The 12531-nt window shown below is 65.3% G+C and carries 11 protein-coding genes; 2 read left to right on the top strand and 9 right to left on the bottom strand.

The features are described 5' to 3' along the window. Positions 1-6: 6 nt before the first annotated feature. The 8 genes from AB0L58_RS15220 to AB0L58_RS15185 form a co-directional block, all read right to left on the bottom strand. Complete coding sequence (locus AB0L58_RS15220; RefSeq protein ID WP_364386802.1) at positions 7-1878, bottom strand: nitrate- and nitrite sensing domain-containing protein; 1872 nt, start codon at positions 1876-1878, stop codon at positions 7-9. Positions 1879-1961: 83 nt separating this feature from the next. Continuing rightward, on the bottom strand, positions 1962-2678 hold the full coding sequence (locus AB0L58_RS15215) for a 3'(2'),5'-bisphosphate nucleotidase CysQ (RefSeq protein ID WP_364386800.1): 717 nt from the start codon (positions 2676-2678) through the stop codon (positions 1962-1964). Between the two features lie 7 nt (positions 2679-2685). Continuing rightward, a complete protein-coding gene (gene cysN / locus AB0L58_RS15210) occupies positions 2686-4608 on the bottom strand; it encodes a sulfate adenylyltransferase subunit CysN (RefSeq protein WP_364386798.1) in 1923 nt (640 codons plus the stop codon). Then, the gene (gene cysD, locus AB0L58_RS15205) at positions 4608-5543 is read right to left on the bottom strand and encodes a sulfate adenylyltransferase subunit CysD (RefSeq protein ID WP_364386796.1); all 936 of its coding nucleotides are present in this window, start codon (positions 5541-5543) and stop codon (positions 4608-4610) included. The genes cysN and cysD overlap by 1 nt, the downstream gene beginning before the upstream one ends. Before the next feature lie 31 nt (positions 5544-5574). Next, positions 5575-6345 (bottom strand): SDR family oxidoreductase, encoded by a 771-nt coding sequence (locus AB0L58_RS15200; RefSeq protein WP_364386794.1) that lies wholly within the window; start codon positions 6343-6345, stop codon positions 5575-5577. Positions 6346-6431: 86 nt separating this feature from the next. Beyond that, positions 6432-7496, bottom strand: a complete 1065-nt coding sequence (locus AB0L58_RS15195) for a hypothetical protein (protein ID WP_364386792.1) — start codon at positions 7494-7496, stop codon at positions 6432-6434. 26 nt (positions 7497-7522) lie between these two features. Next, complete coding sequence (locus AB0L58_RS15190; protein WP_364386790.1) at positions 7523-8650, bottom strand: sulfotransferase; 1128 nt, start codon at positions 8648-8650, stop codon at positions 7523-7525. Between the two features lies 1 nt (position 8651). Further along, positions 8652-9524, bottom strand: coding sequence for an SDR family NAD(P)-dependent oxidoreductase (locus AB0L58_RS15185; RefSeq protein ID WP_364386788.1), 873 nt, complete (start codon positions 9522-9524; stop codon positions 8652-8654). 171 nt (positions 9525-9695) lie between these two features. Here AB0L58_RS15185 and AB0L58_RS15180 point away from each other — a divergent pair, with 171 nt between their 5' ends. Beyond that, complete coding sequence (locus tag AB0L58_RS15180; protein ID WP_364386786.1) at positions 9696-10649, top strand: LysR family transcriptional regulator; 954 nt, start codon at positions 9696-9698, stop codon at positions 10647-10649. Between the two features lie 133 nt (positions 10650-10782). Next, on the top strand, positions 10783-11697 hold the full coding sequence (locus AB0L58_RS15175; RefSeq protein WP_364386784.1) for an LLM class F420-dependent oxidoreductase: 915 nt from the start codon (positions 10783-10785) through the stop codon (positions 11695-11697). 7 nt (positions 11698-11704) lie between these two features. Here AB0L58_RS15175 and AB0L58_RS15170 read toward each other — a convergent pair whose 3' ends face one another. After that, positions 11705-12421, bottom strand: a complete 717-nt coding sequence (locus AB0L58_RS15170; RefSeq protein WP_364386782.1) for an enoyl-CoA hydratase/isomerase family protein — start codon at positions 12419-12421, stop codon at positions 11705-11707. Between the last annotated feature and the right edge of the window lie 110 nt (positions 12422-12531).

The raw sequence follows: 12531 nt of genomic DNA, 5'->3' as shown, positions 1-12531 counted from the left end.
CCTCGGTCATATGACGATCGGCGCGGCGATATCCGAGGCCAGCACAGCTGTCGGAATCACGACGCTGGCGCGAACTCCGCCGTAGTCGGATTCGGTCAGGCGCACCGAGATGCCGTGCCGAATCCCCAACCGGGCCACCACGAACAGCCCGAGCCGGGCATCCGCCGACAGCGTCGCGACACTGAAATCCGGCGGGTCGGAGAGCATTTCGTTGGCCCGTTCGAATTCCGAATCCGACATGCCCATGCCCTGATCGCTGATCACCACGACAACACCCTTATCGGTCGGATTGCCGGTGATATCCACGCGCGACTGCGGCGGCGAGTACCCGGTCGCGTTGTCGACCAGTTCGGCCAGTAGATGGATCAGATCGGCCACCACCGCACCGTTGACGAATACCGACGGCAGCCCGGCATTGGTGTACACCCGCGCGTATTGCACGGTTTCCGCGACCGCACTGCGGACGAGATCCCCGAGCGGAACCGGACGTCGCCACTGCCGACCCGGGCGACCGCCGCCGAGAATGATCAGATTCTCGGCATTGCGACGCCCGCGTGTGGCGAGATGGTCGAGCTGGAACAGGGTTTCCAGCAGTGCCGGATCCTCCTGCTGGCGTTCGGCCGCATCGAGAATCTCCAGCTGGCGGTGCACGACGACCTGGCTGCGGTGGGCGATATTGCTGAATACCGCCCGCACACCCTCGCGGGTGCGCGCCTCGGTGACCGCGGCCGCGACCGCCGCGTCGTGGGCCCGATTGAATGCCTGCGCGACCTGCCCTATCTCGTCGACACCGAAATCCAGCTGTGCGGCTTCGGTTTTCGGATCGATCCGCGCCCCGCTGTTCAGGCGCCGCATCGTCTCCGGCAACCGGACCTCGGCCACCGCAAGGGTTTCCGAGCGCAGCCGTTTCAGCCGCCCGATCAATTGGTTGGCCAGCAACAGCGACAAGAGGAACGCCAGCACTGCGACCGCACCGACGACACTCGCGGCCAGCAACAAGTTGCGGCCGCGCCGGGCACCCACATCGGCGGCTTGCTGTTGGCCCTGCTGGGCGTGCCCCACCCACAATGTCACCAATTGCTGACTCACCTCGTCCGCGGCCGCGCGCCACTGGGCGAGGCTCATCGGCAACTGCGGCGTACTTCCGGGTCGCACCTCGATGATGGCGTTTTCCATGGCGCTGACCTGCTGCCAACCCAGGGAAGCGGTGAGATCCTCGATGCGCTGTGCGTCGGCGGCGTCGAGTTCGGTTGCCAATCGTGCGATCTCGACGTGGTAGTAACTGACCAGGTTGCGGTATTCGGCGAACAGGGTCGGCGACAGCCCCTGCGGGCGGGCCGCTGCCGCGGTCAGCGCGCTGGCGCGCGACATGGATTCGACCACGTGCAACAGCCCGAGATTGCGGGTGAGTTCGGAGCCGATGGCCGCGTCCGGAGCAAATTGTCCGATCGTCGCCGAACCGTCGTCCATGCCGTCCAATAGTCGACAAAAGAAGTCATAGGCGTCGGCCAGCGGTAGCCGACCGGCATCGATCGCGCGGCGCAGCTCCGGCAACCGAGTCTTCAACTCGTCGAAGGCCGCCACCACATTTCCCATCGCGCTGCCGCCCACGCGTTGGAACGCGGCTTCGGTCGCTGCCAGCGAATTCAGCGCGGTGTCGAACCGCGTCCGGGCGGCGCCCAGCGCATTGGGGGCGACAACCTCGCCCGCCAACTCGGCCACCGATAGCAGTCGTTCTTGTTGCACGGCGAGGACCAATTCGCGCGTGGGCGTGAGGTGACTGTCCAGGGTGCGCGCGAAATCCTCGGCGTGCCGAGCGTCATCGAACAGATAGACCGAGGTACCCACTGCGACGCAGATCAGCAGCAGGCTGGGCACCAGCGCAATGATAAGAATCCTTGTTCGGATCCCGCGGAACCGAGCCTTCAACACCGCGACAATATAACTTACGCATTCGAGAATTACATTCTCTTCCGCAGTGCCGTCAACACGGTGTCGCGTAGTTCCGGACGACAGATGAGCAGATCCGGTAGGTAGGAGTCGGGGCGGTTGTAGCGCAGCGGTGTGCCGTCGAGGCGCGAGACGTGCAGTCCGGCCGCCGCCGCGACGGCGACCGGGGCGCACGAATCCCATTCGTATTGGCCGCCGGAATGGGCGTAGACGTCGGCGGTTCCGCGCACGACGGCCATCGCCTTGGCACCGGCCGACCCCATCGGGGTCGGCGTCGCCGACAGCGCGGTGATCAACCGCCCGACCTCTTCGGAGCACCGGCTCCGCGATACGGCCACCCGGATGGGACCGGATCGCGACGGCACAAGCGCGGGCGGATGCCCGGTGTGCAACACCAATCCGGCAGCGGGCAGCGCCACCGCCCCGACCACTGCTCGGCCGTCCACCGCGAGGGCGACATGTACCGCCCAGTCGTCACGCGGCGGTTCGCCGTACTCCCGCGTGCCGTCGAGCGGGTCGATGATCCAAACCCGCGAATGTTCGAGGCGGCTCGGGTCGTCCGGGCTTTCCTCCGACAGCACGGCGTCCTCGGGACGCGCCACCCGCAGCCGGTCCAACAGCAGGGTGTTGGACTTCCGGTCGCCGGCGGCACCACCTTCGTGGCGGATATCGAGCAGGAGTCGGCCTGCTTCCTCGGCCAGCGCCGCGGCCAGGGTGTGATCGTCCATATCTTCTCTACTGTCGGAGGGTGGGATCGAGAACGCCCGCCTGTCGCAGCCGCTCGATGACTTTATCGGCAAGTGCCTCGGGGGTCTGTGTACCGCTGGCATCCAGGTGCAGGTCCGGTGCGACCGGGGTCTCATACGGTGAGTCGATTCCCGTGAAGTTGACCAGTTCACCGCGGCGGGCCTTGGCATACAGTCCTTTTCGGTCGCGGGCTTCGACCACTTCCAGCGGCGCGTCGACGTGCACCTCGAAGAACTCCTCGGCACCGATACGCTCGCGCGCCCGTCGGCGTTCGGCCGCGAACGGCGCGATGAACGAGGCCAGCACGATGAGACCGGCATCGGCGAGCAACCGGGCGACCTCGACGACGCGACGGATATTCTCCACGCGGTCGGCATCGGTGAACCCCAGATCGGCATTGAGACCGTGCCGGACATTGTCACCGTCGAGCAGGTAGGTGTGGAATCCCTGCTCATGCAAACGCGTTTCGACCAGATTGGCGATGGTCGACTTGCCCGCCCCGGACAATCCGGTGAACCAGACGACCGCCGGTCGCTGCCCCTTGCCGCGAGCGCGCGCCTGCTTGTCCACTTCGACCGACTGCCAATGGATATTGTTCGCGCGGCGCAGCGCGAAGCGCAGCATACCGGCGGCGACGGTGTCCTGAGTGAAGCGGTCGATGAGAATGAATGCGCCCATATCCCGGTTCTCGGAATACGGATCGAATGGGATCTGCCGATCCAGATGCAGATTGGCAACACCGATCTCGTTCAATCCGAGCGTGCGGGCGGCAACATGTTCGAGCGTGTTGACATCGACGGCGTATTTCGGCTGCGCCACCTGGGCCACGGCCGTGGTGGTGGCAAGCTCTAGCAGATAGGTGCGCCCCGGCAGCATCCGCTCCTCGCTCATCCAGACCAGCTGACATTCGAACTGATCGGCCAGGCCGGGCGCATTGTCGGCGGCGGCCAGAACATCGCCTCGGCTGACGTCGATTTCGTCGGCGAGCACGATGGTGACGGATTGATCGGCCACCGCCGTCGCGAGATCGCCGTCGGCGGTGACGATCCGCGCCACGGTGCTCTCGCGCCCCGACGGCAGCACCCGCACCTGGTCGCCGGGATGCACTGTGCCACCGGCGATCTGGCCGGAGAATCCCCGGAAATCGAGGTCCGGGCGATTGACCCACTGCACGGGCATCCGGAACGGACCGCGCTCGCGCTCGTCGGTGACCTGGACCGTCTCCAGGTGACCGAGCAGGCTCGGGCCGGGGTACCAGGGGGTATTCGGGCTGGCCTGCAGAATATTGTCACCGCGCAGCGCCGACATCGGGATGCAGACGATATCGCCGAGGCCGATACTGTCACCGAATGCGCGGTACTCGGCTTCGATCTCGTCGAACCGCTGCCGCGAATAGTCGACCAGGTCGAGCTTGTTCACCGCCAGCACGATATGGCGAATACCCAGCAGTGACACCAGATAGCTGTGGCGACGGGTCTGCGGCAGCACACCCTTGCGGGCGTCGATGAGCACCACGGCCAGATCGGCGGTCGATGCCCCGGTGACCATATTGCGGGTGTACTGCTCATGGCCCGGGGTGTCGGCAACGATGAACTTGCGCTTTTCGGTGGCGAAGAACCGGTAGGCGACGTCGATCGTGATGCCCTGCTCACGCTCGGCGGCCAGGCCGTCGACCAACAAGGCGAAATCCAGGTCACCACCCTGCGTGCCAAGGGTTTTCGAATCCCGCTCCAGTTCGGCGAGTTGATCGGAGAACACCAGTTCGGAGTCGTAGAGCAGGCGCCCGATCAGCGTGGACTTACCGTCGTCGACGCTGCCGCAGGTAATGAACCGCAGCATCGATGTGCGTTCATGCCTGTGCAGATACTCCTCGATATCGGTGGCGACCAGATCGTTTGTGGTGTGCGCCATCAGAAGTACCCTTCCTGCTTTTTCTTCTCCATCGAGCCGGTCGAGTCGCGGTCGATGACCCGGCCCTGCCGCTCGGAGCTGGTGGTCAGCAGCATCTCCCGCACGATGGTCGGCAAGGTGGTCGCGGTGCTCGCCACCGCACCGGACAGCGGGTAGCAGCCCAGCGTGCGGAACCGCACCATCCGATGTTCCGGAGTTTCCCCGTGCCGCAACCGCATTCGCTCGTCGTCGACCATGATCAGTGCGCCGTCGCGCTCGACGACCGGACGGGATGCGGCGAAATACAGATCCACGATGGGGATCCGCTCGCGCATGATGTACTGCCACACGTCCAGCTCGGTCCAGTTCGACAGCGGGAACACCCGCAGACTCTCCCCCGGCTGCTTGCGCGCGTTGTACAACCGCCACAATTCCGGGCGCTGCCGCTTCGGATCCCAGCGATGCCGCGCGGAGCGCAGCGAGAACACTCGCTCCTTGGCCCGCGTCTTCTCCTCGTCGCGGCGCGCACCACCGAAGGCCAGATCGAATTGATATTTGTCCAGGGCCTGTTTCAGGCCCTCGGTTTTCCACAGCTCGGTATGCAATGCGGAACCGTGGTCGAACGGGTTGATGCCGCGGGTAAGGCATTCCGGGTTCTGGTACACGATCAGGTCCAGGTCATCCGCTGCCGCGACCTCGTCCCGGAAGGTGTACATGGCCCGGAATTTCCAGGTCGTATCCACGTGTAGCAGTGGAAACGGCAGCCGCGACGGGTAGAAGGCCTTGCGCGCCAGGTGCAGTAGCACCGAGCTGTCTTTGCCTACCGAGTACAGCAGCACCGGCCGTTCGCTCTGGGCGACCGCTTCCCGCATGATTTGGATGCTTTCGGCTTCCAACCGCTGCAGATGGGTCAATCCCACGGGGTGATCGGAATCATGTTGTGCCGCAATGGTCATCTCTTCTCCCTGTGACCGCACCTGGCCTCGCTCAGTTGCGCAGTTGCGCGCCGCCGCCGATGAACCACACCTGGCCGTTGATCCATTCGGCCTCGTCCGACAGCAAGAACGCCACGACGGCCGCCAGGTCACCCGGCTCACCAAGGCGCGTGGTACGGGCCGCGGCGAGGAACGCCTCCTGCAGTGCCAGATCGTTCTGGTTCCGCACGGTCTCCCCCATGACCAGCCCCGGCATGACGCCGTTGGATCGAATGCCCCGCTTGCCCCAGTTGATGGCGATGTGCCGAGTGAGCTGATTGACCGCGGCCTTGGACACGCCATAGGCGACCCGAGACGGATCGCCGCCCACCGAGGTCCCCGACGAGGTGTTGACAATGCTGCCGCCACCCTGTTCCAGCAGATGCGGCAGCACCGCACGGCTGGTGCGGACATAGCCGAGCAGGTTGACATCCAGGGTGCGCTGCCAGACGTCCAGCTCGGTCTCCAACAGGGTCTTGTCCCGTCCCAGGTTGCCGGGCGAGAGGTCCGCGCCCACGTTGTGCAAGCCGTGTACGGCACCGAATTCGGTGATCGTCCGGTTGACCAGCTCCTGGACCGATTTGTCGTCCGACAGATCGAATTCGACGCCGATGGCCCGCCCGCCCGCCCGTGCTATCCGCTCGGCTGTCGCCTCCGCCCCGGCGATATTGATGTCACCGACGGTGACGAACGCCCCCTCCTCGGCCAGCCGCTCGGCCGTCGCGGCGCCGATCCCGGTCGCACCACCGGCGACGATAAAAGTCTTCTCACGCAATCCACGCATAGTGTCTTCTCCACGAATTCTCTGTCCGGTTACCAAGATTCGCGGTCGCCGGGCTGCATACAGCGGTCGCCGCGAAAGCACCCGGGCTATTCCCGCGCGATCTTGTCGAGCGGATTCGACCGCTCGAGCATGCCGTAGGCCTGTTCGCCGTCCCAGCGGTACCGCACGCCGGCCTGCTGAACGGCCGGAAAGTCGGACTGTTCCTGTTTGAGCGACTTGATCGAATACGTCTTGTCGTTGTGGTGGACATCGTGGGTGGAGACCACCGTCTCCCCCTCGATGGACACCGTGCCATCGGCGGTTTCCAGCACGAGCGATACGTCCTCACCGAGTGCTTGCAACCGGGTCAGCCACGGCGCCCGCACCACTCGCGCCGGGATGAGATCTCCATCGCCGAGAAAGACGAAACCCTCATTGAACGTAGGCTTTCCGTCGGGCCTCGGCGGATAGGCCATATAGCCGAAGGCTTTTCCGCTGGGAAAAACCGCCGACTGCCAGCAGTGCCCCCAGAACTCGGCCAAACGGCGCACGCCCTGGCGGCGGATCCGCAGCCCGCTGCCGGTGAAACGCTGGTCGCTACCGTCGACGGTCACCGAGCCGGTCGCGCGAAACAGTTGCTCATATCGGGGTCCGCCCATGAGATCGCCCTCGACCGAATTCTTCAGCCGGTCACCGGCGTCGTTGCGCAGGGCGCCTTGCACCCACGGCGGCACCGCCATGGTGGCCTCGACCCGGAACTCGACATCGACCAGCGGGCCGTCGGTCTTCCCGGCTGCGAGGTCGAAAGACGAGGTCTGCACGGCCTTTCCCGCGTAGGTCATGACCCAGGTGCGAAACGGATCGACGCATTCGAACCGCAGCCCGCCCGCACCGAGCACCGTGGGCTTCCCGTCGGGTCCCACCGCAGGCAAGGCCGATGCTGTTTCGCGCAACCGGAATGCGCGCCCGTCCGGGAACGCGACGTTTACCTGGATATCGTGAGACGCCCAGTTGGCGCCCACCGCCTCGATCCCGATGCGCGGCAGGCCGAGTTCGCCGCGGTCGCCGGACACCCAGAAACTCACCGAGTCCCGCATCTCCGGATTCTCCGGGCGCTGCGCGAACACGTACTCGCGTGCCGGATCGATGCCACCGGTCAGCTCCACAGGCATGGAAATTCCTTTCGTATCAGCGTATTTCAGTGCGCAGTCCAGCGCGCGACGCATTCGACGTAACGCGCGAAAGCCGGGCGCACCCGATCCAGATCGATGCCGAACTCGACGGGATCGGCCTTGTGGCTGGGCTCGCGTTCGGCCGCGGCCGCGGTCCACCAGCTGTGCATCCGCCGTTCGAACTCGCCGGTCACGGGTTCGCCCAGCCAGGTGTACAGACCCTGCACCGCACCGACCGGATCCGCTTGCATGGCACGGAAATCGATGTCGTAGAACCGATCCTCGGCACCGGCCGCGCGAAATTCCAGCGCGCGGTCCATCCCCAACGTCCAATGCTCGACATTGAGCCTGCCGATATAGGGCCGGTCGATATGGTCGGTGAACCGACCGGTGATATCCGCGTACAGTTCGGCCACCGACAGGATCACGTCGGTCGGATCGCGATGGGTCATCACGAACCATGCATCGGGAAACACCCGGTCCAGGTGGTCGAGAAACAGGACGTGCGAGGGACATTTGAGCCGCCACGGCCTGGTCGGCTCACCCCACTGCAACAACTTCATCACCCGCCGCTGATACGCGAACGTCGAGGTGAGGTCGGCGTCGGTGACCAGCCAGGTCGAATAGGTCGGGATCTGGGCGAACGAATGGAAGATATGCGATTTGAAGTCGAGCGCCATCAGCTCATGGCATTCCATCGGCCCGTGCTTGTCGACGGGCACGTGATGGCGCGTCCCGACCATCTCGCCCTTGTCCGAGGGGATCCGCGGATCGACGCCGACCACAGTCGAAGGCGGCGGGCACGGTTGCGACGACTCCCAGCGTCGCAGATATCGCACCCCCGGGTCCTGCGCCAACAGCAGCGACAGCGCCGTGGATCCGGTGCGCGGCAATCCCAATCCGATCAGCGGCGCGACGATCGGCACCTCGTCGATCTCCGGATGCCGCCGGTACCAGTCCTCCACCTGCAGGCGCTGGCCCAGGTGCTTGACGATGCGGTCGTAGCAGAACTTCTCGCCGGTGGCGTTCAGTCGCGCTTCGTTCCGCAACGAGGCAAGCAGAATGCCGAGCCCCTCACGGAAGGAGTCGTCACCGAAATCGTCCGAACCCGCTTGTGCGACAGCGGCTTCCAGCACATCATTGGTGGTAACCATCTCAGTTCATCCATTGCCCGCCGGCGACATCGATGGTCTGGCCACACATATAGTCGGCCGCCTCGGAGGCCAGGTAGGCAACCATATTGGCGACCTCCTCGGGCAACGAGACCCGCCCGAGCTGCACCTGAGTGGTGATCGCTTCCATAATCGCATTGCGGGCGGCGAAATCCTGATCGCTTTGCGGATCGAGAATCCGCTGCCGCATATCGGGTTTGATCATGATGCCCGGGGCGACACCGAGCACATTGACGCCCCGCGGCGCCATTTCGTGCGCGAGATTACGGGTGAATCCGACCACGCCCGCCTTACAGGAGTTGTAGACGACCAGACCGCGCTGTTGAATACGACCGCCGACGGCGCCGATATTGATGATCTTCCCCGAACCCTGCGGCAGCAGATATTCCAGAGCGGCATGCGCGCAATACATCAACATGGTGAGGCTGCCGTGCACGGTCATATCGATCTGTGCCTTGGTGAATGCCTCGAACGGACCGGCGTGCACCATGACCGGGTTGTTGACCATGATGTCGAGTCCGCCGAGCGCATCGTGGCTCTCCCGCACGGCACGGTGGACCTGATCCCAATCGGACAGATCGGCCAGGATCGGGACGGCCTTGACGCCCCAACGCTGTTCGACCTCCTTCGCCCGGCGTTCCACCTTCTCGAAGGTGCGCCCGATCAGCGCGACGTCCGCACCACAGCCACCGAGTCGGTTGGCGATCGCCTGCCCGAGACCGTCGCCGCCGGCACCGGTCACGATCGCCTTCTTGCCGCTCAGATCCAATAGGTCGGCCACCCGCTTGTCGACGATGTGCGTGGGCAACCGGTCGAAGCCCATCACCTCGGCCACATCCTGCTCTCGGGGGTCCATGGGATCTCCTCTCACCGCTCCGCCATTGGAGCGCATCCAGATCAACAAGGCATCGCTTCGCGACTGCGCCTGTGTTCGGCAAGCGTATGACCGCGCCCTTTTCGCGATCCAATACGGATTTCGGCGTTCTGCCATATCGGATTGTTATGGCTTGCGTAGGATTCGCTCTCGATGGACACCCACCGGCTCAAGTACTTCCTGCGCATTGCCGACGAAGGCTCGATGACGCAGGCCGCGACCGTCCTCGGCATTGCCCAACCAGCGCTGAGCCGTCAGGTGCGCATGCTCGAGCAGGATCTGGGCGTCACCCTCTTCCGCCGGACCGCCCGTGGCGTCGAGCTCACCGAGGAGGGCGAACGGTTGCGCGCGACCACGGCCGGGCCGCTGCGACAGCTCGAACTCGCGGTCCAGTACATCGGGTCACCGCTGGCACGAGTCGAGCGCGGCCTGCACTTCGGCATCCTGCCGACCGCCGCTCCCACGCTGGCCGGACCACTGCTGGCGAGCCTCGGCGCGGCGTTCCCGAGGGTGAGTTTCCATGTGACAGTTGCCGGTACGGATCAGCTCGTCGAAGGCATGCTCAAGGGCGCGATCGATACCGCGGTGATCAATCCGGTGACCGATGATCGCCTGTTCTGCCGTGATCTGCTGCTGGAGGATCTGGTGGTCGTCGGCGGACCCGAATCCGGGCTGTCACCGAGCCACGCGATGACCTTCACCGAACTCGTCACCCGGCCGCTCGTGCTGCCCAGCTCGCACACCGGGATCGGCAGCACGGTCGAGAACACGGCGCTGCGACTGAAACTCAGAATTCACTCCAGATTCGCCACCGACTCGCTACCGGTCGCCATCGACCTCATCGAATCGGGTCTCGCCTTCGGGGTACTACCACTTTCCGCATGTAGCAAGGAAATTGCCGCCGACCGCCTGTGCTACGCACCATTGCGTGAACCGACGCCGACGCAACACCTCGGCGTTGCCGCGTCATCGCAATTGGCGCTCCCCCGCGAATTCGCCGTTCGGATCGGCGACATCCTGCGCGAGGAAACGGCACGACTGACCGCATCCGGCAGTTGGCCCGCGACGTTCTTGGCCGAGCAGCGCTGGGACCCGAACCGCGGGTAGCCCCTTGCGGGTAGCCAACTCCGGAGAGTACGGTTCTCATTTGCTGGAATGGCAATTCTCGCGGCGGCCCTTCGGTCGCGAACACGCACCCACCGCACACACCGACCGCAGGGCACAGGGAGGACCACCCACGATGCGATTCATCCTGCACTACCCCGAGACCACCGGGTACGACGGTGACATGCTCGACGTCGGCGCCCTGCGTGAGGTGGCGGTCGCGGCCGAGCGATCCGGATTCGACGGACTATCCCTGAGCGAGCATCCGATTCCGGGCGCGCGGTGGCTGGCTTCCGGCGGACATCAGACGCTCGATCCGTTCGTCGCACTCGGCTACGTCGCCGGTGTCACCGAACGCCTGCGCCTGATCACCTATCTCGCGGTCCTGCCCTACCGCAATCCGTTCCTGCTGGCGAAGTCGGCGGCGACGCTGGACAAGCTGTCGGGTGGGCGCGCGATCATCGGTATGGGCACGGGCTATCAGAAGAGCGAATTCCATGCTCTCGGAGTCGATTTCGATGAACGCAACGCACTGTTCGACGAGGCCCTGGAGGTACTGCCGCTGCATTGGAGCGGCGAACCGTTCAGCTACCAGGGCCGCCACTTCAGCGCCCGCGATGTGATCGCCCGGCCGCGGCCGGTGCAGAATCCGATCCCGATCTGGATCGGCGGCAATTCGAAGCTGAGCCGCCGTCGGGTCGCGGCGCGCGCTCAGGGCTGGATTCCGATGACCGGCGGCGCGGAGCTGAGCAGCACCGCACGCACACCGGAACTCGGCACGCTCGACCAGCTCGCCACGAAGATGGCCGAGGTGCGATCGGCGGCCCAGGACGCGGACCGGACCGACCATATCGATCTGGTGTACTCCTACCCGGATGCGAGCATCGGCACCCCAGCCGTCGATGCCGACCGGCACCGGGAAGCCTTCGCGGCGCTTGCCAAGGCCGGTGTCGACTGGATCGTCGTCTCCTGTCGCACGGGCGAGGCCGCCGCGACCTTCGACTTCATCGCGGAATTCGGCGCGATCTACACGATCGCGCCGGGATCGTAGCCGCCGATCACCGCGACCGGTTCAGCGCCTTATCCGCCGCCGCCCAGTGTTCGTCGGAAACCCATAGCCGCGCAAAGGCATTCACCGCGTCGTCCGCGGAAACCCCGGACAGCACGCGCTTGACCTCACCAGCGGAGGCAGTGGCCAGCGATCGAGCCAGCGCCAGCCAACCCTGCTCGAACGACGCCCGGGGCAGCACCCGGTCCACCAGACCGAGGCGTTCGGCCTCGGCGGCGTCGAGCACGGTTCCCGCACCCGCCAGCAGCAGCGCACGGCTCCGACCGACCAGCGCGCCGAGCCGCTCGGCACCGCCCCAGGCCGGCATGATCGCCAGCGCGACCTGGTTGAACGCGATCTTGATGTCGTCGGCGGCGACCCGAATATCCGCGGCGACCGCGACTTCGGCTCCACCACCGAAGGCGTGGCCGTTCAGCGCGGCGATCACCGGGGCGGGAAAGGCCGCGATGCGATCGCAGATGCCGCGCATCCGCCAGGCCATCTCCGCGGCCCCCTCGAGGGTACGAATCGCGCTGAGCTGCTTGAGATCTCCGCCCGAGACGAAGGCCTTGTCCCCGGCGCCACGGATAGCCAGCGCCCGCGCCCCCTCGGCCGCATCGAGTGCCTTCTCGAGCTGATCCATCGTCTCCGGCGCGATGGCATTACGTGCCTGCGGGCGATCAATGGTCACGATCGCGAGCCCGTCACTCAGCTCGAGCTCCACCATGGCGAGTTCTCCAATCGTGATATTGGCATTCTACTTCTTGGAGAATAATATATCCGCAGCGACAGCCCCGACACCCATCCGATAACCACCCGACAGCGCCGCGGGTGTGG

Source organism: Nocardia sp. NPDC052112 (genome assembly GCF_040680135.1).
Taxonomy (GTDB): Bacteria; Actinomycetota; Actinomycetes; order Mycobacteriales; family Mycobacteriaceae; genus Nocardia.
This window is presented reverse-complemented; position numbering and strand designations above follow the sequence as displayed.

Excerpts from the sequence above, each read along its gene's own strand:
- AB0L58_RS15215 (WP_364386800.1), bottom strand. The coding sequence starts at position 2,678 with ATGGACGATCACACCCTGGCCGCGGCGCTGGCCGAGGAAGCAGGCCGA.
- cysN (WP_364386798.1), bottom strand. The coding sequence starts at position 4,608 with ATGGCGCACACCACAAACGATCTGGTCGCCACCGATATCGAGGAGTAT.
- cysD (WP_364386796.1), bottom strand. The coding sequence starts at position 5,543 with ATGACCATTGCGGCACAACATGATTCCGATCACCCCGTGGGATTGACC.
- AB0L58_RS15200 (WP_364386794.1), bottom strand. The coding sequence starts at position 6,345 with ATGCGTGGATTGCGTGAGAAGACTTTTATCGTCGCCGGTGGTGCGACC.
- AB0L58_RS15195 (WP_364386792.1), bottom strand. The coding sequence starts at position 7,496 with ATGCCTGTGGAGCTGACCGGTGGCATCGATCCGGCACGCGAGTACGTG.
- AB0L58_RS15190 (WP_364386790.1), bottom strand. The coding sequence starts at position 8,650 with ATGGTTACCACCAATGATGTGCTGGAAGCCGCTGTCGCACAAGCGGGT.
- AB0L58_RS15185 (WP_364386788.1), bottom strand. The coding sequence starts at position 9,524 with ATGGACCCCCGAGAGCAGGATGTGGCCGAGGTGATGGGCTTCGACCGG.
- AB0L58_RS15180 (WP_364386786.1), top strand. The coding sequence starts at position 9,696 with ATGGACACCCACCGGCTCAAGTACTTCCTGCGCATTGCCGACGAAGGC.
- AB0L58_RS15175 (WP_364386784.1), top strand. The coding sequence starts at position 10,783 with ATGCGATTCATCCTGCACTACCCCGAGACCACCGGGTACGACGGTGAC.
- AB0L58_RS15170 (WP_364386782.1), bottom strand. The coding sequence starts at position 12,421 with ATGGTGGAGCTCGAGCTGAGTGACGGGCTCGCGATCGTGACCATTGAT.